The organism is Myroides sp. DF42-4-2 (assembly GCF_030326445.1).
Lineage (GTDB): Bacteria > Bacteroidota > Bacteroidia > Flavobacteriales > Flavobacteriaceae > Flavobacterium.
Map to the genome: position 1 here is coordinate 1 of NZ_JACAKI010000022.1, position 21,935 is coordinate 21,935.

A 21,935-nucleotide genomic window follows, 5' to 3' on the forward strand; every position below is an offset into this window, starting at 1 on the left:
TAACGCACGTTAGATCGAAATTTTTTTTTGTAGGTTGCTCGTTGCTCTTCGTTCTTCGTTCGATGCTCGTTGTAAAGTACAAAACGGGAATATGAACAAAAACTGTATAGCTATAGCAGAACGAGACAGACGCACAACGTACGAATCATGTATACATATAGAAGGAGACAAAAAAAAACTTAGAAAATAGGAGCAAGTGACATTGGGTTAGCAGAACAAAGAGCCACAGTTTCTTCACGCATGCCTAAGTGAAGGCATATTTCTGTTTTCTATTCATAGAAAATGCCCCGAAAGTATCTAACTTGTTGGGGCATTTACATGTATTACTAGAGTCGCTTTGGCTTCAACTTAAACTCAGAGTTGCTCGAATACATTTTTTATTTTTTCATTTCTACTTTCATTACAACAGGAAAATGGTCTGATGCATAATCATCTTTTACAGTATAATAATCGGTTACTGAAAAAATTTCTCTAGCCTTTTCATTCATCATCAGATAATCAATTGTTGTTCTCGGTTTTTTAGCTGGAGCAGTCAAAGGACATGTTCCCATACACCCTGTTTGAAACATAGTGGATAATGAATTCCACAACTCATGTGTTGGTGGCATATTTAAATCAGCTCCTAGAATAATGGGTTTACTATTATAAGGAGTTAAGAAATTCATCATTTCTCTTATTTGCACTTGTTTACTGCGGTCTTCTAGGTGATCAATATGCGTAGAAGCAACATACATACTTTGCCCTTCCTCAAATTCTATTTCAACTAAACCAATGGTTCTCAATTCTGATTTTGTTCCTTCAGCTCCGGGTAAACTGTGTTTAACTGAAAGTTTATGTTCTTTTTTGGTTAAAACAGCAACACCATATTCTCCATTTGAGCGATTTAAAGCTTTAGCAAAGTAATAATTCATGTTTGTTTTTGCACCTAATGTTAAGGCTTGATCTAGGGTTTTACCTGATCGATCAGTAAATCGATCCACTTCTTGTAACAATACCACATCTGGATTTTCTGCATTAATTACTGCTGCAATAGCATCGATATCTACAAATCCCTCTCCTTTTGATGGTGGGTTAGCGATATGAATGTTATAACTCATCAAGGTCAATACCTTTGCTTCCTCTTTGGGACCTTCTTCTTTTCCTCCTCCTTGTTCTTGTTCCTTGTCTTTTTCATTTCCGACTACATTATCACTTGAATTACAAGCTAAAGTGAACATTAAAATAACGAGACTCGTTACTTTACTAGTGATTTTTTTCAATTTTACCATCCTGGATTTTGTTTTAAATTTGTATTGATTAATAAGTCTTTTTCTGGAATTGGGTATAAATAGAATTTGTCTACCCATTGAATACGATCATTCCACAACCATTCTAATTCTCCTTTTGTTGTTTCTGACAAGCGTAATCCTCCTTTTGTAGGATCCACATTCACGTAGTTCACGCCTGGGATCTGGTCTTTGGGTTTACCTATATAAAAGACGACATCTAAAACACCGTCACTATTTAAGTCAATTGGTTCATCAAGTTGTTCGACATAGATTCCATTTCTTTCCTTTTCATACAATTTTCCCAACTTCCAACGCAGGACATCATCAAATCGAAAGCCTTCTAAAGCGAGTTCAATGGCTCTTTCTCTCCTTACCTCTAAAACTACTGGATCTGAAATTCCAGGATAAAAGGTAGATTGCAAGTATGTATCTACTGTATTGGGCTTGCTTTCATTATTTTCAATTCCTGCTCGTGCTCTTAATTTACCGATGGTTTCTTGCCATTGTTCTTCTGACATGAGGTTTAGCTCTGCTAAGGCTTCTGCATAATTGAGTAAGACCTCAGCATATCTCAGAATTGGAACTGCATTTGTATTATTTCGACCACTATCATAAGACACATCATCCTTTACCCACTTGATGGGTTGATATCCACTGTAGGTATAGCTAAATACGGGAGGAGTCGGTGTTAGGATTCCACCAATATTTCTTTGGTAACCTTTTGTACGGATAAGTTGGGACAATCTTTTGTCGCGCTGCTCTACTTCTGCCATAAAGGTTTTTGTTTTATAGGAAGCATTGGATGTAAAGAAAGTACCATCTTGATTGAGGAAGGTATGCATGAAACTACGAGTAAAACTAATTCGATCTCCGTAGGAGGCACTCGTATAATACCAATTGGCATCGTGGAGTATACCTAGTTCTTTATCATAGGCATTGACCAACAAAAACTCATTGGCATTGGGTTGATCTTGTATAAATAGATCGCGATATGGAGTTTCTGATTTGGTATGTAAACTATATTGCCCGCTTGAAATTACTAATTCAGCCGCTATAACAGCTTGATGTAGGAAATCATCGGCTGTGGAAGCGAGATTAAGTTCGGTATGATACTTGCGATAAGTTCCTTCGAATAAGGCAATTCTCGATTTAAAGGCTGCAACTACTTCTCTTGTAATTAGTGTTCTTGAGGCTTCTTTTTTTGTTCTGATATGAGTATAGGCAAAATCGAGATCTTGCATTATCGCATCCATCACAAGCACGCGCGAATCTCTACCTGCATAAAGCTGATCGTCATCTACATCTAAAGTTTTATTGATCCAGGGCACATCTCCAAATCGCTTTACTTTTTCAAAATAAAACAAAGCTCTAAAAAAACGCGCCAGTCCGTTGTAATGGTTTCTTGTCTCTAGGTCAATTTGACTCGATGTGTTCTGCTCCAAAAAATAGTTAACATTTCGCAATTGTCCCCAACTCCATCCAGAGGATTGTTTCGGTCCAAAAGCACCTGCTCTAAAAAAATTAGGCACATCTTTGCGCACTATATAATCGGCCATATTATCTCCACGGAGGATTTCGTTGGTCGTTGGCAAGATTTGGTAGAAGGATTTGGAATACAATTCCAATCCTTTTTCACTATTGAAAACAGCTTCTCTACTCACTGTAGATACAGGATCTTGGTCTAACTCTGCACATCCGACGCAACAGAGAAGTAGAAAAGTGTAGAAGAAATTTATTTTTGACATCGTACTTAATTTTTAAAAACTGATATTAATTCCAAAAGAGATACTCTTTAAAAGGGGGTAATTAAAACCATCCCCATAATTTGTATTGGCTAAATCTTGATCAGAGGCTCCAATATTTTCAACATCAATAGCGCTCGAACGTTTATAAAAGGGTGAATAGGTGAATAAATTTTCACCTGACACATACAATTGTAGGGTATCTACTCCCATATGTTTAGGCAATAGTTTTGCTAAGTCATAACCGAATTGAATATTTTTTAAACGGATATATGCTACATTTTGCAAGTATTTCGTTTGGGTTTGACGCAGTGTCCCCGAATCAGACCAAGCGAGATAGCCAGTATAGCGAGGGAAATAAGCATTTGGATTATCTTCTGTCCAAATTTCGCCTAGTTGTGATTGAAGTGGATGTCCATAGGGTGCATTATACTGTCCCCAAAACGAGTTTGCTCCTTTACTCGGATACCAATCTTGTTTACCTACCCCTTGAAAGAATGCTGAAAAAAAGAAATTATTCCAATCAGCAGCAAGCTGTAAACCAAAGGTATAACGAGGCAATGAATTACCTATTACTTTGCGATCACCTGGATTATCAACCGTATTATCACCATTATCAATAACCCCATCGTTGTTTAAATCTTGAAACTTTATATCGCCTGTACGCCAAACACCTTGAGCTGTTGAGCTGAACAAATCTTGATTCGCTGAACTTTTAATCTGATCTTCTGAAGTAAAAAAGCCATCGGTAACATAGCCCCAAATTTCACCTAATTGCTGACCTGCATAATAATCATTCAGCTTATTAGTAGGGTTATTGTACTTTGTTATTTTAGTTTTATTATCAGCTAGTGTAAAACGAACATTGTAATTGAACGGTTTTGCCAATAGGTTAATCTGATCTCTCCAGTTTATTGTAAGTTCCCATCCGTTGGTACGCAAGTCGGCATAATTTCCTTTAGGGGAACTCGATCCAAAAACAGCGGGTAACTCTGGCCCAAGGGTGAACATATCTTTTGTTGTTCTACTGTAAACATCTCCACTAAAAGTCAATCGATTATTGAAGAAGTTAACGTCTAACCCTATATTTTTTGTTGTTACGGTTTCCCAAGTTAGTCCTTTGGGAATCACGCTAGGAGCTGAAGTGTAAGTAGCTAAATCCCCATTTAGGATTCTCAATTCTCTATTAATCATTAGCTGTTCGATAAACGAATACGAACGAATATTACCATTTCCTAAAGCGCCATAGGATCCTCTAAGTTTCAGTAAACTAATGTATTGAGGAGATAGGTTCCAAAATGGTTCGTTTGATACATTCCATCCTGCAGAAACAGAGGGAAAGAATGCAAATCGTTCATTGCTAGGAAACTTCGAAGATCCATCATATCGACCGTTTAGTTCTATCAAATAGCGGTTATCGAAATCATAGTTTAAGCGATAAAAACCGCCTAATAGACTCCAGCGTTCATATCCTCCTGATACGACCATGGATTCTCCCGTTGCTAAGTCCAAATCATTTGCATCGTCAAAAAGAAGTCCATTGCGTTGAGAACCTGTATTTTTGAAAGTTGACATTTCTTGATTCACCCCCACGAGTGCATTGAAATTATGCTTATTCCAATTCTGTTTGAATTTGAGATATACGTTTGACGTCAAGTATTCTGTATTTCGGTTCATCACGCGATAATCGTTTGTACTAGCCCCTAGGTACTGAATTATACCCGGGGACTTGCTAAAAGGCACGGGCACTCGTCTTCTTGTTTCTTCCTCTACTTTCAATTGATAGGTAAAATCTGCATTTACACTTACTACATCTTCTTTTATATTCGCCTTAAAACTGGTCGTATTTTTGAATAACTTATTGTTTTTATCTAGTCCATTTTTCCCATAATAGAAATCACCTACGGTATAAGCTGCAGAATGGGTCAGGGTACCATCAGGGTTTAACATTGGACTCATTGGGTGTCCTTCTGCAACCATATTTCGCCATATTCCTCCTGCTTCTCCTACATTTAAGGGATTGTGATAGGCTGTTTTAGCAAAAGAGGCAGTATTTGAGAAATCCAACCACGAACGTAGTTTTGAACTAGCAACCGCTCTGAAATTATACATTTTATAGTCATCAGAATTGTAGCGAAACAATCCTTTTTGATCGATAATTTGTCCACTTAATGAGAATTGGCTTTTCTCTGATCCGCTTGACAAATACAAATTATGAGTGAGGGCATACGTTTGGTCTTTATACAACAATTTTTGCCAATCCGTATTTCCATAATACACATATTCTCCTGTTTGAGGGTCGATTTCTACTTTAGGAGCATTGGGATCTTTAGATCTTCGTTCTAACTCCAACAAATATTCTTGAGAGAAAGGCATGGTTTTATTGACATTTTGTGGTGTACTACTGTAGTTATTCCAACTAGAGAAAGCTTCGTTAAACATCGATGCCCAAGTGTAACTATCTGTTACAAAATCAGGTAGTCGCGTTGGTTTTTTAAAACTTACATTTTGACTATATGAAATTACGAAATGGTCTTTTTTTGGTTTTTTCGTTGTGATAAGCACAACACCAAAAGCACCTCTAGCACCGTAAATAGCGGCAGAGGAGGCGTCTTTCAGTACCGAAACACTTTCGATATCATTTGCGTTTAACAAAGCGGGATCTCCTTCTACTCCATCAATCAATACTAAAGCACTACCTCCTTGTCCAATCGAGGTTGCTCCTCGAATATTAAAACGTGGAGATTGGGTTGGTTTTCCATCAGTAGGGGCAATATTTAAGTTGGCTACTAACCCTTGTAAGCCCAGAGCCGCATTAGGTATTGCACGATTTTCTAATGCACTTCCCTTTATTTGATCAACAGCTCCTGTTAGGTTTTCTTTTTTTTGTTCACCATAAGCCACTACTACCACTTCATCAAGATGTTGATTTTCTTCTTTTAGATGTACGAGAACCTCTTTTCCTTGCTCAAAGCGGACTTGCTCAGTGACATAACCATATAAGGATACTTCTAATACCCCTGTAGTAGTGGTGGTTTGAATGGAAAATCTACCATCGAGATCAGTAAGCACAAGTGTGGCTGTGTTAGTATCTTTTACACTTGCACCAGGCAAATGACCATCTGCTGCTTGTACTTTACCTTTAATCACTACGCTTTGGGCTTGAGCATACCCACTTGTTGCAAGTAGGATAAAAAAAGTACAAACGAAATACCTTATGTTTTGTTCTATCTGTTTCATTGCTTGACTACTTAGAATCCGAATATGATATCATCTATGTTTACTCGAGGTCTATTGCCATTTTCGAAAGGTTGAGAAATATTGACTACTCTAAATCTCATTTTTCCTTGCTTGTGTTCCTCTATTTTAAATTCTGATACTTTTAATTCTTTTGATTTAGTATCTACTTCGATTTCACCAATACTGTGATACGTTGCGCCTTGATCCATCGAAATTTCGACGCTTAATAAGGTTGGGTTTTCGTTATTTACTTCTGCCTTAGCAGGATAAATTCCGTGGTGTATTTTTAACGTTTGTACGGGTTCATCTAAATCAAAATTCATACTGAGGATTCCTTTTCTCAGCTCATTCGATACATGTCCTTGTAGACGAATACTCTGTGCTCCATTTTTAGGATCTGCATCCGTTGCGGCCGTAATTCCACCATCAATAATCCATTCTCCTGTTCTAAAAAGTAAACTTTTTACATCGTATGAACTACTAGAGCTCTGTTCGAAATCTTCTTTCAATTCTGAAATTTTGAGTGTCATATCTTCTAATGAGCGAGGCATCAGTCTAACTCCTTTTTCATCCATTCGAGCAATTGCTGCTAGTGTGGCTAATTTTTTCACTATAGGCTGATCTGCGAATTGCGCTTCTTTACGCACTTCTAATGCAGCTGTGGCAATGCCATCACTTACTTGACGACTTCCTTGCCAAGTTGTCTGGTCTTGTGTATCGACTTGCAAATCGTCTAACACTACTAAAATAGGCCCCCAATAAGGAACTTCTTTCTTCAACGTTGAAAGATCAACGGCAATTGGTGCAACTTGAAGTTGTTCTCCAGTAACTTTTACATTTACTCCTGAGATATTTTTGACTATTTTTTCTCCATCTACTTCTTGTAAGGTTGCTCCTTCGAGGTTAATTTCTACGACTTCCCCCACTTTATAGCGAACTGCATTGGTCAATTCTAATACAATCGCCGCTTTTGCTATTTTATCTTGTACCACGAGATAATTGTGTTCGGTATTTCCTTGAGCGGGATCACTCACCACAACAGCCGTTAGCGCTGTGGCTCCAAATTTTAAGTCGGGCGATAGGGTTACTTTTCGCAAATGCTCAATAGTTTTGGGTTGAGGCCTTTGTTCCAATTGATCATCGGAAGAAGAACAATTAGCTAAAAAAGCTAGGTTCAACAAGGCGAATAAAAAAAACAATTTTTGTTTCATTTCGTTTAGGTTTACGTTCTTGGTTACTATTTTTATTAGGTTATGGATCTAGAGGTTCAAGCGGATTAATCTGTGTCATGACTTCTACAGGATAGTACTCTAGGAGTTCACCATTTTCTATTTCGATAAATTCCCCTGGGAGATAGCCTAATTCTGTGACGAATCGCTGTTTGAATTTGGCATCGTAAATCATCCTAATGTGATTATAGTGACTGACGATCATGCTTTTTTGTTTGATATTAAATCCATAGCGCAGCATTAAACGGGTTGCATTTCTCAAATTGGTTGTAGTGTGTCGAGCATAAGGTTCAACAATAATGGCTTTCTCAGGAATACCGTAGACTTTCATCAACTCGTCTTTCATGACAATTGCTTCACAAGTTGCAGTTCTGTTGGGGTGTACGTGTCCTCCTGAAACAAGAATAAAGGGTGCTTTCTTTTGTCTGTATTGAGCCACAGCAATCTCTAAATTAAGCTTTCCTAAAGCCGATAAAGGATCTCGATAATTGGCTGGTCCATCCCCTAAGACAAGCAGCGCATTATAAGGGTAGGATCCAAAATCAACTTCTTTTGCATAGTCTATTGCCTTTGCATTGTACTGCTCGTCTAACGATTCATAGCGAACGCCTTCATCTCGATGATTGAAATACATCAAATACAAAGCATAGTCTAGTGAACGCTCAAAAAACAAGGAGATGTCCTTTCCGTTCTCCAATAAATGACTAGACCAATAAAGCAAGGTTCGCTTGTAGTAATTGGAGGTTACCTCATAAGAAACAGCGTCAATTTTTGGATAGAACGGATCCAATCCTTTACCATATACATTTAAGGTGTGATTGATTCCTTCTAAATTTAATCGGACAATTTCAGCGAGAAATGAATCGTCGTTTGCAGTATCCAAATTTGCATACTTTCCTGAATCTCGCATAGATTGAACAAATTTCTTCACATCTTTGTGCTTGCTCATCTTTTGAAATTCACTAACTATGGCAGCCATTTCTTCTTTTGTAAAAAGATAAGGGGTGATCAATTGATCAGCTGTTTTGATTTGTGTTACATCCGCTTGACTTTCAAGTTTTACTTTTTGATTTTCTGTCCAAGCTTGGAGTTTTCTACTTTTCAACACGTGCTGACTCACTTCTGCATTTTGAAGGAGCTGACTAAAAAAGTAAAAATTGTTTTCCTTCAATTGTTCAACTGTTTTATTGTTGTGGCTTTCCTGAGCAGATCCAGTCAAACTCCAGGCAGCAAAAACAAACAGCAACATCATTTTTTTCATACTTAATAATTTGGGTTTTGTTCGATTTTAATCTCCCCTGCTCCATCGATATAGCGCTGAGGAATAGGGAGGTACTCATTTTTTCCTTTTTGAAAATGAGCGTTGGTTAAGAAATTTCTCTTTTGTTTTTCTCGAGGTAAATATTGATTATTGATGACATCCGAGGCAATTCCCCATCGCACAAGATTAAAAAAGCGTTCACCTTCTAGGGCTAGTTCTAATCTCGACTCTAATCGAACCGCTTTTTGGGCTTGTTCTTTTGTTCGCCATGGGTTTTTATAGGGTTCGATATAGTAAGGCGCAGCAGCACCTTGTTGATCTAATCGTTTTACGTACTGTGATTGTTTCGCTCGCATGCGAATTTGATTTACTAAGACTTGAGCTTGATTAAAATCTCCTTGTTCAACCAAGGCTTCTGCCCTCCACAACAAGACCTCAGCATATCGAATCACATAGTAATTCAATGCCGAAACATACGGCCAAGTCTTACTATAGTATGGTGATTTTGCAGAAACGATGCGTTTTTTGGGACCATACGGTCCATATGTAGCCTCGTCTCTAGCCCAACTTTGGTGGTACAGAATACCTAAATCGCGATAGGGTATTCCTGGTCGTCCAACTGTATGGTCCAATCGTGGATCTACAAAATCACTAGCACGGAGATCTAGGGTATCCAACACTGGTAATCCATGTTCATTTGTTCGAAAAGCATTAATTAAATTTTGAGAGGGACGATGAAAACCATATTGCGGATAAAACGGCCCACCAGGTGAAGCGAGTCTATCTCCGACGCTCCCGTTATAATTGTGAAGACTACCATCTTGTATGGCGTGCTGCACAGCAAAAATGATTTCTTTATTGTTGTCGTTTTCAGGTAAGAAAAGTCCTTCAAAATCAGCATATAAACCATAAGTACTTCCTAGCACTTGTTGGGTTAAATGAATAACTTCTTCCCACTTTCCTTGGTATAATTTCACTTTAGCGTGATAGGCAATCGCTGCCGTTTGTGTAGGTCTTCCCACTTCCATTTGCTTAAGGGGAAGTCGCTCACTGGCTCGCAAAAAATCTTGACCTATTTTTTCCCACAGTTCCTCTGATGTATAGAGAACATTGGAAACAGTAAAGGCGTCCATGTCAACGATACTTTCATCTAGATAGGGAATTCGATTGTAAAGACGTTTTAACTCAAAGTAATAGTGTCCCCTCAAAAAGTAGAGTTCCCCCTTTCTTTGTTGTTTGTGTTGTTGATCAAAATCATCGACATGCTCCAACAAACGCAAAGCTGTATTGACCCTGTAAATTCCTTCATACAAAACGCTCCATTTGCGTTCAACATCGAGAATCGTTGGGTCTGTTTGATACATTTCCATACGGTGTATTTGCACTTGGTCTCCTGTTCCTCCCCCTCCTTTATAAGCGTCATCAGACATCACATCACCAAAGCTCCAATTAGAGGCTGGTGAATTCATTGCATTGGAAGAATTATCTAGTTGTCCATTGAGTATTTGATAGGCTCCAATGATCAATTTTTCAACATGTTCTGTTGTAGTTATCTCTTCGGGTAACAACTCTCCTGGAGGTGTCTCCGTTAAAAAATCTGAATTACAAGCCCACAATGACGTGATACTTACTGCCAAAAGGAATCGCAAACTCAACAGATAAAAGGATATATTTTTTTTCTTCTTCATCGTTTAATAGCTAATGGTAAAACCTAGAGACATTGTTTTAGCTGGTGGATACAGTCCTCGATCTACGCCGAGATCAAGGCTTCTATTGTTACTAGCGTAATTTTGAAATCCCACTTCTGGGCTGACTCCTGAATATTTAGTCAGTGTAAAAACGTTACTGACCTGGAAGTATAGTCTGAATTTGGCTTTTTTATACCGTTTGCTTTCAAAGGAATAGGCCACTTGAAGCTGACTCAATTTCAAAAATGAACCATCTTCAATATAATAGGAAGAAGGACGAATATTATTATTGGGATCATCCCTTGTTAATCTTGGGATTGAACTGTTTGGATTGTCCACCGTCCATGCTCCTAATAATTCAGTTGATTTATTATAAGCCTCTTGATTAAAAAAATGCGTTTGATACTTCGTAAGGTTATATATTTCATTACCATAACTACCAATCCAAAACAGTTGTAATTCGATGTTTTTATAGGCAAAGTTCATGGATAAACTCCCAGTAAATTTGGGGTGAGGCGTTCCTATTTGGGTTCTATCCCTATGGTCGATTGTCCCATCTTGGTTGGTATCAACAAAGCGCAAATCCCCTGGTTGTGCATTGGGTTGTAAACCATAGGTTTCTATTTCTGTTTGGTTTTGAAAAACTCCAGCTGTTTTATAACCGTAAAATGCTCCTATTGGCGCTCCTACTGCTGTTCTAGAGACCTCTTGTCCAAAATTCACATCGTGTAAAGACGAACTGGGAATGGTCAAATAAGAGGTAGATGATAGACGGGTCATTTTATTTTTATTTTGTGTAAAGAGTAACTCAAAAGCACAATCGAGTCCCTGAAAAGAATTGCGATACTCGAGTCCGATTTCAATACCTTTATTCTGTACCACTCCATCATTTATCCATTGTCCTTTATGTGCACCACCAAAAGTCAGAGGCAGTGATCGGTAGACAAGAAGGTCTTTGGTTTTCTTTGAATAGAAATCAACGGTGAACCTCAACTTATCGTAAAAAAAAGAAGCATCCAATCCAGCAGAGACTTGCTCAGTTGATTCCCATCGCAAATTGGGATTGGCTACACGTGTGGAAACCAACCCAGTTTCACTTGTATGTTGAGATCCATCAATATCATAATTCGAATTGTAGTTGTTGTGGCTAAAACTTTGAACAGTAGAATACGTAGGAACTTGTTGATTTCCACTAATTCCCCAGTTAAATTTCATTAATGCCGTGGTATTTTGTTGCTTTAACGGCCAAAAATGTTCTTCACTAATCCTCCATCCCAATGAAAGCGCAGGGAAATTACTCCATTTGTGTTTTTGTAACCGCGATGTACCATCGCGCCTAAGGAGCAACCCACCTAAATATTTTTGTTTGTAATTGTAAGAGACTTTTGCAAAATAGGAACTTAAATTCCATTGATAGGCATTGCCTGAATTGAGTTGATTTTGTGTTCCATAATCCAAGAACCAATTGGAGGGATCTTCTTGCAAAAAGTGATGTCTTGAAGCAGATAATCCCTCATAATAGTATTGGATTGCCTCTTGTCCTAGGAGTAATTGAACGGATTGATTTTGAAATTGGCGTTGGTATCCCAACGTATTGCTCATAACCATTTCGTAATTAAACCTACTTTCTGTTGTCAGGGCATTCACCTCATTTTGCACGAATAACTCATCAAAAGTCGCAGAAAACCGCTTTGCATTTACATTCTGAAAATCAAGTCCTAAGGAAGTTTTGAAAGAAAAATCCCCATAGTTAGCCTGAGCATAAAGATTGCCTAAAGCTCTTAATTGTTTCACTTTATTATCCTTATTTCGGTGTAAGCGTCCTAGAGGATTTTGTCTGTCATTAATAGGATTTCCTGAAAAATCGCCCGATTCATTGTACACAGGAATAATAGAGGGATACATATAGGCATCATATACAATAGAATTTAAGGCTTTATTCGTGCCAATTTCGACTTGATCTGCATAGGCTAAACTTACATTTTCCCCTAACACAAGATGAGAATTAAACAACTGATAACTAGAGTTATATCGAGCAGTAAGTCGTTTAAAATACGTGTCTTTAATAATTCCTTTTTGTTCAAAATAGCCTAAACTAAATAACTGTTTAGCTTGGGTATCGCCTTTTGAAACAGAAAAACTATGTGATTGAATACGCGCTGGAGTAAAAATTGATTTGACCCAATTTACGTCTGCACTTCGAATGGTTTGATCAGCAGTTAAATACTCAGGTAGTTGTATTGCTGTGGGATTATTACCATAAATACTGTGATTGGGCAATACTCCATCATTTTGATACGCTTGCCAAAGTAATTGGCCATACTGTTTTGCATTGAGCATTGTAGGTAGATTCACAGCATATTGAATACCTGCATAGCTAGATAGAGCAAGTGTCACAGCATTTAGATCATCCCCTTTTTTGGTTGTAATCAATAGGACGCCATTTGCTGCTCTTGATCCGTACATCGATGCATCAGCGTCTTTTAAAATTTGAATATGTTCTACATCATTGGGATTGATTGTATTTAACCCATTAACCAAGGGTAATCCATCGAGGATAATTAGGGGGTCATTCGCGTGTATGGTACTGAGACCACGTATTGCCATAGCATTTCCACCACCAGGACTATGTGCGCTGAATACCTGAACACCTTTTGCTTTTCCATCTAACATATCTACGAGATCCCCATGCGGTAAATCGTTGATTGCCGAACCGGAAATATGCTCAACAGCTCCAGTATAATTAGCTCTTCTTTGATTGGCATATCCAGTAATGACAATTTCTTCCAAATCTTTATTTTGTTTGGTTAGTTGCAGGTGCAATTGTTTTGCTTGTATAGAGGTAACAGCAACTTCTATTGGATCATACCCTACTAGTTCTACCAACAAAATAGGATGCTTTATTCCTTTGACAAGTTGAATGCTAAAATTCCCTTCCTCATCAGTCCTTGCAAAGTCAGGGGTATGCAAAAGGCGAACCACAGCGTGTGAAAGAGGCTGTCCTTGTTGATCTTTAATGCTCCCTTGAATCAAATCGATTGAATTGGAAGTTTCTGAGGTAGCCGATCGTTCTTGAGCTTTTCTTCCATTTTTAAAGGAAATTAAATTTCCACTTACACTGTACATCATATCCCGTTTCGTTGTTATTTGAGCCAATAAAGTCCCTAAGTCAACATGCAGGGTAGAGGAATGAATCGTACGAGAAGTATCAATAGCTTCCAAAGAATATACAATCCTAAATTGAGTTTGTTTTTCAATTAGAGAAAAGAGTGTTGCTATGCTATTGGTTTTATGTTGTAGCACAATTATATTTTTAGGAGGCAAAACGGATATGGATTGGCAAGAAGCAAAAAGTTCGGCATACTGCAGGAGCAGCATACTAAGCACAAGGCCAAGATTCAGATACTTTCTTCTTAAACATTTCATCCGTTCCACTCGTTTTCAAAGTGAATAGCAGCGCCTGAAACCGTGTATCTCACTTGGTGAATAAAACAAAAACTGTGTAGAATATCTTTGAGGGAGGTATGTCTAAAATCTCCCGTAGTAAAAAAATCTGTGGTAGAGATACCCTCAAAATGAAGTTGTACATTAAACTCTTCTTCTATTCTTTTTTTCCAGGTAATCAAGGGTAATTCATGCATAACAAGCTCCTCTTTATTGGTTGATATTAGAGTTAAAACATCAACTGTAGAGGAGTGAAGACGCCCGTCAAACAAGGTAGTTTTCTCATGAGCGTTTAACCATACTTTATCCAAAGTATCCTTTTGATTTTCAACCGTCACTTTTCCTGTACGAACCACAACTTCTGAAGCACGAACCGTAAAAGAAGTTCCTAAAACCGTTACCGAAACTTGTTCTGTATGTACAATAAAAGGCTTGGTTGCATTGCGATTTACATTAAAAAAGGCTTCTCCTTCTAATGTTACTCGGCGATCAACAGCATTAAAATCAGAGGGGAGTATTAATTGAGAACCGGGCATTAGCTCTACTTCTGTTGCATCATCCAGCACAAAGCGTTTAGGTTCATCCCCTCGGGCTACTGTATATTGAAGTGTATCTTTAAAAATAAAATTGGACGTTAGCCACAAGCTAGTGCATATCAAACCTAAAAAAGCAACTAATAGCAATAGAGTTTGTTGACGTCTTTGTTTTTTCTTACGAACTACTGTTTTGAATTTTATACTACTAAAAATTCGCTGTTTTAGTTGTTTGTCTTCTCGAACAAGTTCGCCTGTAGTGAAGGCCTGTTTTTGTAGTTCCTGGATAAAATCATCTACTACCTTTTGCTCTGCTTGTGTAGCGGTTTGATTCAGGTATTTCTCACAAAGTTGTCTAAACTTATTAATCATGGGTCTAATGGGTTTCTATAATTAAGAGTGAGACATAGCCCATTCTCCCCATTCCTCTTGTTGTTTCTTAACAATTAGATAATATACCCTTGGATCAATAACCTATACGCAACCTAAGCTTGACTAATAATCAACAGTACAGTCATCACGTCAATAGCATAAGGCAAACTTGTTTTTAAGCTCTTTATCGCTTTGTGAATTTGTTTATCTACCGTACTTTCAGATATGCTGAGTTTTTCAGCTATTTGCCTATAGGTTAAATGGCTGCCATAGCGCAACTCAAATACTTCCAAACATCGTTGAGGGAGCACCTCTCTAGCTTTAGCAAAAACAAGGTGCACCAATTCTTCCTTATAATATCCTTGTTCTTCTTCTGACAACGACTCATTTTGAGTAAGAACGTGATAAACTGTTTCAATTTGAACTGTATCAAAATCAATTGATTTTAGAGCTAGAATACTTCGATTTCGCACACTTCTCCAAAGATAAGCCTTGGGATCTAAAATGGTCAATTGATGAAAGTTATTCCATATTTGTACAAAAACATCTTGTACTACATCTTCTGCTACCAAGTGATCGCGGACAATATTACACGAATACGTATAGAGTTCATCCCAGTATAGTTCAAAGTGATCATTGATCCATTTATCCTTTTGATCCATTTCGTTCTCATTAGTTCAAGCCAAAGGTATATCGCAAGAGGATGGGAAAGATTATGGAGCTATTACTAAACTGTTACCTCCATATTAGTTAACTTTTGAGTGAAAATAAAAAAGTATAGATCGGATAAGGTCTCCTAGGATTATCTCGTATTTTTGTAAAAAATTAGAATCACATGAAAAAGCTTTTTTATACACTGTCCACTTTTTTACTTTACAGTACTTCTTCCCTATTTGCGCAGAACCTTGAAATTATTCCCTTGGGGGTTTATGGTGGCGGAGATGAAAGTAATTTATCTTGTTATTTAGTAGGAGTTGAAAACAGCAATAGTTATTTAGCCCTTGATGCAGGAACGATAAGAAGTGGCATAAACAAAGCTATTGAAAAGGGCACTTTTGAGGTTTCCTTTGAAACTGTCCTCCAAAATTACATTAAAGGTTACTTTATATCGCATGGGCATTTGGATCACGTATCGGGTTTGATTATTAACTCACCTGAAGATTCGGCTAAACCGATATACTCCTTGCCTTTCGTGACTGCTATTTTTAAGCACAATTATTTCACCAATGCTTCTTGGGCGAACTTTGGAAGCGAAGGAGAATCTCCTATCTTGGGTAAATATACCTATAAGAAGGAAAAACCGTTACAATCTTTTGCTATAGACCAGACAACCTTTACTGCGGAGATATTTGAATTGAGTCATGTCAATCCACAAAAGAGTTCGGCTATCTTACTCAAAAACAACAATGACTATGTCTTGTACTTTGGAGACACTGGAGCAGATCGCATTGAAAAGACCAATCACCTAGATGAGATTTGGCAATACATTGCCCCTTTAGTGCGCAATAAAAACCTAAAGACAATCTTATTAGAGGTTTCTTTTCCCAATAGTCAACCGGAACATTTACTCTTTGGTCACTTAACACCTAAACTATTACAGGAAGAGTTAAACAAGTTGGCACAATATGCAGGGCTGGAAAACTTAAAGGACTTAAAGCTGATTGTGACTCACCTAAAGCCATCAGGAAATCAAATTGAAGTTATCAAACAAGAGCTATTCCAAGAAAATCCACTACAGCTAAACTATATTTTTCCAAAACAAGGTGAAAAAATATCCCTATAAAGCAAGAAACCCCGTCTCATAAAGGCGGGGTTCTATTTTTTTACGTTTTTAGTTAAACGTATTTCTAATTTCGATTGAAGAGGTAAGCCACTAAAAACACAACAAAAGAAGGCAATAACCAAGGAACGTCATAACTGTATAGCGGAATCTTGTGTAATCCCTTCTCAACTTCCCATAGCCAACTATCTTCTGCAGCGGTTTTCAAGGTGATTGTCAAGAAAAATTGCACTAAAGAATAAATTGTTGTCGTAATAATGGCACCTACAAAAGGCACTTTGCTTTTGACTATCTTTCCAAAAACAACTACATATAATATTAAGGTAAGGGTAATCGGATAGATAATGCCCAAGAAAGGTCCTGCATAATCTATAATCTGATCTACTCCATTTACAGCGAGGATAGCGGAAAAAACACAGGTCGCGATTACAATTGTTTTATAGCTTACTTTACCTTTAGTTAGTTGACTAAAAAAGGTTCCAGTTGCGCAAACCAAGGCAATTGCAGTGGTTAAACACGCTAGGGCAATACACAAGGATAAAGCAATTGTACCTTCATTTCCCAAGACGCTATTTGATATATAGAGCAATAATTCCGTCCTTTTTAAATCACCCGAAGCAGTGTAGCCAGAAGTTGCACCAAGATATACAAGTCCTCCGTAGATAAACAATAGACAAGAAGTTGCTACAGCGCCTGATAAGAAGGTTGCTTTTGTTTTAGCTTCTGTACTAGTATATCCTTTGGCTTTCACTGCGGATATAATAATTCCCGCATAAATAACGGATGCCAGTACATCCATTGTTTGATACCCTTCTGCAAAACCAATACGGAAAGATTCAACAGGATTTATTCCCGTATCTTCTGTAACGTCTAATGGATAAAGCACCCCCATCAGAATCATAACAACCAGTAAGATTAACAGCAAAGGTGTAAGATATTTTCCAATAATATCCACAACTTTAGAAGGAGATATAGAGAGCGTTAGCGTTACACCAAAGAACAATATAGAGGAAATTACAGGGCTAAAATCGGGCCAGATTGGCGCCAATCCAACTTCAAACGTCGTTGCAGCGGTACGCGGAATTGCAACAAGCGGACCGATACTCAAAATAATCATGGTAGCTAAAATCACCCCACCTGTTCTATTGACTCTTTTCCCTAAATCCGTAAACTCATCCCCTGAGAACAGCACAGCAAGTATTCCAAGAAAAGGAGCTATAATAGCAGTAATAGTAAAACCCGTCACTGCCGATGTCCAATCTTCTCCAGTAATCAAACCAATGATTGGAGGTAAGATGATATTTCCTGCGCCGAAAAACATAGCGAATAGCGCAAACCCAATTGTTAATATATTACCGATTGACTTCTGTTTCATTTGTTTTGATTGTATTAAGTTGGATTCAATTTAAAAATTCTAAAATAATCATAATTTAATCCTACAAAAATCATGCTATTTAAAACTTAACTTTGAATTATATATCACAATATAGAATATTAATTATATTTTTTATCAAAAATTTTCACATTCTTACTTCCCTGAAAACCAATACAAAACCCGTATATTTATCTACTTTTTACATGTAAGATCAAATGTCTATTCTATTTAAAACAGAGCGCTTATCTATTTGCCCTATTCATTTGCCTTTGGATTATGGCGATTTATTAGCCCTACACAATCACCCCGTCACTATGCAGTGGATTCCAAACAATAAATCACCTTGGACACTTGCTGATTTGGAAGCGAAATACCAGATGAACCAAACACTGTATGACAAAAAAATCGGGTTATACAAAATTATTTGGGAAGAGGCTGGCATTCGCATTACAATTGGAGAAATTGGTTTATTTCCCTGTGGAGACGCTCCCACCCACATCGAAGTCGGGTATATCTTACACCAAACGTATTGGAAAAGAGGGTTTGCCACTGAATTATTATGTGGAGTAGAACAATTCGCTCAACAACACTTGGCGTATACCCATATTCGCGCACAGCTATTTGAATCAAATATCAATTCTAAAAAGTTACTCGAACGCTGCTCTTTTTTGCATCTTGCTTCAGTGTCCATTGACGCAGCAAACACTAAACTTATATACAGCAAGTCCCTTGTAGATCCATCCATTTAGGCCCTACACCTACTACTTGCCTTTTTTATCTTGTTAACAGACGACAATTGCACTGTGTACTTGCTGACTAGCTAAAAGGTACCTGCCTTTTTGCATTTATACAATAGCACATGCATGTACAACAACACTTCCCTTTGACTTCCTTTTAATATTCGTGCACTTGTGCGTATCATTTTGTAAAAGGGTAAAACCGCTACATACAAACGATCAAAAAAAATTAAAAAAGTCTCTTTTTTTTAAAAAAAGTTGATCTTGATCATGGAGTTTACGCTCTACCTAGAGCAGACTGTTTTTTAATTGAGCGGTTGGACTTTTGTGTTTTCTTGGCTCTATTTTTTGAATCGCCTTTTGATTATAAATAAAAATTACCAGTAAAAACCTCAACCTCAGACTACAACGGAATAAATATTACTGATATTTCGAATTCAATTCACAATAAAAACGACTAACACTTACTAAAAACACATTTTGTCATGGACAAGATACAGTATGAAAACATATTTTTAAAAATATATAAAAAACACAACAAATAACGCATTTTAATCAAACATAAAGTTACAATAATACATAATTTTACCAATACCTATAAAACACAAATAAATAAGATCACGCTTTAATGATACCAGAATCTATATGTAAGAAACCAATAAGCGAAAAAAATGACAAATTCAACCCCAAAGATAGAATTGGATGATATCGATCAAGATCTGACGACTATATTTAACATTAATGCAAAGGAATTCGCTGTTTACTCACAGAAAGAAGGCAAAGAGTTACTCATACCTTATAATATAAAGACACATTATAAGGTATCGTATTTAAACAGTAAAAGCAAGTTATTCTGCGGTACGGAAACCCGTGAATTTAGTGGTCCAATTTTATTTTTTTCAAATCCATTATCTACCTATACCCTTGAGCCAACTTCCGAATCACCGGATGGTTTTTTTTGCTTGTTCACCAATAATTTTCTTGGCTTTAAAAGCAACGAAATTCGCTCTACCTTACACGCCTTACAAGCAACACCTATTTATGCTTTAGATTTAGAGCAAGATCGAATGATCCGGTCCTTATTTGAAAATATTGTCATGGAACACCGACAGGATTATCCATTGAAACAGGAGATTTTGCGGAATTATGTAGAGATTATTATTCATCAAGCTAACAAACTAAAGAGCACCTACACTTTAACAGAAAAGAAAAATGCAACGAATCGCTTGTGTGCTCAATTTTTAGAACTAGTCGAAAAGCAATTTCCCATTACTGACAAGCATCAAGTGGTTCGATTAAAAACAGCGACAGACTTTGCCTTCATGTTGAATGTTCATACCAACTATTTGAATTTTGTAGTGAAGCAAACCCTGGGAAAGCCAACCACTACGATTATACAAGAACGCATTCTAATTGAAGCCCAGCGATTACTAAAACACTCTACCATGAGTGTATCTGAAATAGCCTTTACTCTTGGTTTTGAATATGCTACTTACTTTTCGAGTTTTGTAAAAAAATATACAGGTTACTCTCCCAAGCAACTAAGAAAATAATACGTTTTTCTTCCGCTAAAGATCAACACAAAAACCACTCTTTTACTCTATATTAGAGGATCTTGTTCATACTAATTTCTTTAAATTAAGGCGTATCCTATGGATACGCCTTAATCCTATGTGCTCTACCGAGATACAAAGCAACTGTTAGCCACACCACCTGCTACTTGCCCTTACTAGTTTAGACGACTATGTCCATTCAGCTAAGGCCTGTGTTTGCATCACAAAATGAATAGTTTTTTAGGGTCTTTGTACTTAATTCTAGATATTTGTTTACCCCAATGTCTTAGACTAATAACTCTTTTATGACCGTGCACAGCATCCTTAATGACAAGGGGTATAAAACAAAATAAAAAGTACAATTAACAACGAGATGGGTCATCGTTTATGATTCGTTTTTTTGCTTAAAAGAGGACGATATAGAGATGCCTAAAAGTTAGAAACTTGATGAGGAAGGTCTTTCAGCGACCTTTTTTAATCATATCGAATAGCCTTAACAGGCGATATTTTTGTTATTAAATAAGAGGGAATCAGCAGTACGAGCATCGCTACAAGAACTACACCAACATTGAGCAATACAACATCAGATAAGCGAATCAACACGGGAGCTTCACGCACATAGTAAGACGTTGGATCTAATTTAATCAAACCTGTATACTTTTGAATAAAGAGCATCCCTAATCCAATGAGATTCCCGTATAAGAGTCCTTTTCCAATTAAGTAAAAGGCATTGTATAAAAATATTTTTCTCACACTCCAATTTGTAGCGCCTAAAGCTTTCAGCATCCCAATCATTTGAGTGCGTTCCAAAATTAGCACGAGCAAAGCGACAATCATATTAATAGACGCTACGGCAATCATGATAATGATGATTACTTTAATATTAAAGTCAAACATCCCTAGCCAGCCAAAAATATTCTCATATTTTTCGACGATGGTTTTACTATCCACAGTAGAAGGCAAATTCAAATAAATTTCACTTCCCTTCTCTTCAATTTGATCAAAGTCGTCCAAGATAACTTCGAATCCGCCTACTTCATTGGCAGACCAGCGATTTAACCGTTGAACGTGGCGCAAATCGCCAAGGATTATATTTTCATCAAACTGTTGCAATCCTGAGCTATACAGCCCGACAATTTCAAATTGACGAATATTGGGTACTTTATTTCCCCAATCTTTCATAAAATAGGTATTTACTTTATCGCCCAAGTGAAAGCCCATGCGATTGGCAATATAAGTTGACATCAAAATTTCGTTACTCATTTCCCCTTCTTTCAGCACTGGTAGGCGTCCTTGTTCGATGTATTCTTCGATTTCCCCAAAGTGATACTGAGCGGTTACTCCTTTGTAAATGATTCCTTCGAAAGCATTTTCTGTGCGGATAATTCCCGCTTTTGAAGCAAATGGTTGCACATTTTTCACTCCTTTTACCTCGTCAAAATTAGGGTAAAAACGCTGATTTAATTCAATTGGTTTCAGCGTAATGTCAGTAATATTGGCATCGTACTTAGTAATTACAATATGACCGCTGAAAGCTGAAATTTTATCTCTAATTTTGTGTTTCAAGCCCAAACCTGTAGCAACAGAGACAAGCATCATAATAATCCCCAAAGCAATGGCTGTTATGGCGATTTTAATAATCGGAGCAGATACACTACTTTTATGATTCTTTGTAGTTACTAAGCGTTTAGCTATAAAATATTCTAATTTCAA

Annotated in this window: 14 protein-coding genes; 3 read left to right on the forward strand and 11 right to left on the reverse strand. The window is 37.3% G+C overall.

Annotated features, from left to right (window positions below; translation table 11 throughout):
* Nucleotides 1-377: 377 nt before the first annotated feature.
* The 9 genes from HX062_RS13820 to HX062_RS13860 form a co-directional block, all read right to left on the reverse strand.
* The gene (locus tag HX062_RS13820) at nt 378-1,268 is read right to left on the reverse strand and encodes an endonuclease/exonuclease/phosphatase family protein (protein ID WP_286467802.1); all 891 of its coding nucleotides are present in this window, start codon (nt 1,266-1,268) and stop codon (nt 378-380) included.
* Entirely contained in the window at nt 1,262-3,013 is a 1,752-nt protein-coding gene (locus tag HX062_RS13825; RefSeq protein ID WP_286467803.1) for a RagB/SusD family nutrient uptake outer membrane protein, read from the reverse strand. Before HX062_RS13825 ends, HX062_RS13820 begins: the two co-directional genes overlap by 7 nt.
* Nucleotides 3,014-3,025: 12 nt before the next feature.
* Nucleotides 3,026-6,250 (reverse strand): SusC/RagA family TonB-linked outer membrane protein, encoded by a 3,225-nt coding sequence (locus HX062_RS13830; RefSeq protein ID WP_286467804.1) that lies wholly within the window; start codon nt 6,248-6,250, stop codon nt 3,026-3,028.
* Nucleotides 6,251-6,261: 11 nt separating this feature from the next.
* Nucleotides 6,262-7,461 (reverse strand): DUF5689 domain-containing protein, encoded by a 1,200-nt coding sequence (locus HX062_RS13835; RefSeq protein ID WP_182628549.1) that lies wholly within the window; start codon nt 7,459-7,461, stop codon nt 6,262-6,264.
* Nucleotides 7,462-7,501: 40 nt separating this feature from the next.
* Entirely contained in the window at nt 7,502-8,740 is a 1,239-nt protein-coding gene (locus tag HX062_RS13840; RefSeq protein ID WP_286467805.1) for a YdcF family protein, read from the reverse strand.
* Between the two features lie 2 nt (nt 8,741-8,742).
* Entirely contained in the window at nt 8,743-10,428 is a 1,686-nt protein-coding gene (locus HX062_RS13845; protein ID WP_286467806.1) for a RagB/SusD family nutrient uptake outer membrane protein, read from the reverse strand.
* Nucleotides 10,429-10,431: 3 nt separating this feature from the next.
* Nucleotides 10,432-13,854 (reverse strand): SusC/RagA family TonB-linked outer membrane protein, encoded by a 3,423-nt coding sequence (locus HX062_RS13850; RefSeq protein WP_286467807.1) that lies wholly within the window; start codon nt 13,852-13,854, stop codon nt 10,432-10,434.
* A complete protein-coding gene (locus tag HX062_RS13855; RefSeq protein WP_182628553.1) occupies nt 13,851-14,777 on the reverse strand; it encodes a FecR family protein in 927 nt (308 codons plus the stop codon). The genes HX062_RS13850 and HX062_RS13855 overlap by 4 nt, the downstream gene beginning before the upstream one ends.
* Nucleotides 14,778-14,890: 113 nt before the next feature.
* The gene (locus HX062_RS13860) at nt 14,891-15,439 is read right to left on the reverse strand and encodes a sigma-70 family RNA polymerase sigma factor (RefSeq protein WP_182628554.1); all 549 of its coding nucleotides are present in this window, start codon (nt 15,437-15,439) and stop codon (nt 14,891-14,893) included.
* Between the two features lie 173 nt (nt 15,440-15,612).
* Between HX062_RS13860 and HX062_RS13865 the strand changes: the two genes are divergently transcribed.
* Nucleotides 15,613-16,560, forward strand: a complete 948-nt coding sequence (locus HX062_RS13865; RefSeq protein ID WP_286467808.1) for a 3',5'-cyclic-nucleotide phosphodiesterase — start codon at nt 15,613-15,615, stop codon at nt 16,558-16,560.
* Between the two features lie 64 nt (nt 16,561-16,624).
* On the opposite strand, the gene brnQ is transcribed toward HX062_RS13865, so the two are convergent.
* Complete coding sequence (brnQ, locus tag HX062_RS13870; RefSeq protein ID WP_286467809.1) at nt 16,625-17,932, reverse strand: branched-chain amino acid transport system II carrier protein; 1,308 nt, start codon at nt 17,930-17,932, stop codon at nt 16,625-16,627.
* Nucleotides 17,933-18,147: 215 nt separating this feature from the next.
* Here brnQ and HX062_RS13875 point away from each other — a divergent pair, with 215 nt between their 5' ends.
* Both HX062_RS13875 and HX062_RS13880 read left to right on the forward strand, forming a co-directional pair.
* Nucleotides 18,148-18,681, forward strand: a complete 534-nt coding sequence (locus tag HX062_RS13875; RefSeq protein WP_182628557.1) for a GNAT family N-acetyltransferase — start codon at nt 18,148-18,150, stop codon at nt 18,679-18,681.
* Nucleotides 18,682-19,340: 659 nt separating this feature from the next.
* On the forward strand, nt 19,341-20,222 hold the full coding sequence (locus tag HX062_RS13880; RefSeq protein ID WP_182628558.1) for a helix-turn-helix domain-containing protein: 882 nt from the start codon (nt 19,341-19,343) through the stop codon (nt 20,220-20,222).
* A gap of 474 nt (nt 20,223-20,696) precedes the next feature.
* Here HX062_RS13880 and HX062_RS13885 read toward each other — a convergent pair whose 3' ends face one another.
* On the reverse strand, nt 20,697-21,935 hold the full coding sequence (locus HX062_RS13885) for an ABC transporter permease (protein WP_182628559.1): 1,239 nt from the start codon (nt 21,933-21,935) through the stop codon (nt 20,697-20,699).

What these genes read in the sequence shown, in the direction of transcription:
- HX062_RS13855 (WP_182628553.1), bottom strand. Translation starts at nt 14,777, where the DNA reads ATGATTAATAAGTTTAGACAACTTTGTGAGAAATACCTGAATCAAACC.
- HX062_RS13860 (WP_182628554.1), bottom strand. Translation starts at nt 15,439, where the DNA reads ATGGATCAAAAGGATAAATGGATCAATGATCACTTTGAACTATACTGG.
- HX062_RS13850 (WP_286467807.1), bottom strand. Translation starts at nt 13,854, where the DNA reads ATGAAATGTTTAAGAAGAAAGTATCTGAATCTTGGCCTTGTGCTTAGT.
- HX062_RS13820 (WP_286467802.1), bottom strand. Translation starts at nt 1,268, where the DNA reads ATGGTAAAATTGAAAAAAATCACTAGTAAAGTAACGAGTCTCGTTATT.
- HX062_RS13880 (WP_182628558.1), top strand. Translation starts at nt 19,341, where the DNA reads ATGACAAATTCAACCCCAAAGATAGAATTGGATGATATCGATCAAGAT.
- HX062_RS13845 (WP_286467806.1), bottom strand. Translation starts at nt 10,428, where the DNA reads ATGAAGAAGAAAAAAAATATATCCTTTTATCTGTTGAGTTTGCGATTC.
- HX062_RS13865 (WP_286467808.1), top strand. Translation starts at nt 15,613, where the DNA reads ATGAAAAAGCTTTTTTATACACTGTCCACTTTTTTACTTTACAGTACT.
- HX062_RS13830 (WP_286467804.1), bottom strand. Translation starts at nt 6,250, where the DNA reads ATGAAACAGATAGAACAAAACATAAGGTATTTCGTTTGTACTTTTTTT.
- HX062_RS13835 (WP_182628549.1), bottom strand. Translation starts at nt 7,461, where the DNA reads ATGAAACAAAAATTGTTTTTTTTATTCGCCTTGTTGAACCTAGCTTTT.
- HX062_RS13840 (WP_286467805.1), bottom strand. Translation starts at nt 8,740, where the DNA reads ATGAAAAAAATGATGTTGCTGTTTGTTTTTGCTGCCTGGAGTTTGACT.
- HX062_RS13825 (WP_286467803.1), bottom strand. Translation starts at nt 3,013, where the DNA reads ATGTCAAAAATAAATTTCTTCTACACTTTTCTACTTCTCTGTTGCGTC.
- HX062_RS13875 (WP_182628557.1), top strand. Translation starts at nt 18,148, where the DNA reads ATGTCTATTCTATTTAAAACAGAGCGCTTATCTATTTGCCCTATTCAT.
- brnQ (WP_286467809.1), bottom strand. Translation starts at nt 17,932, where the DNA reads ATGAAACAGAAGTCAATCGGTAATATATTAACAATTGGGTTTGCGCTA.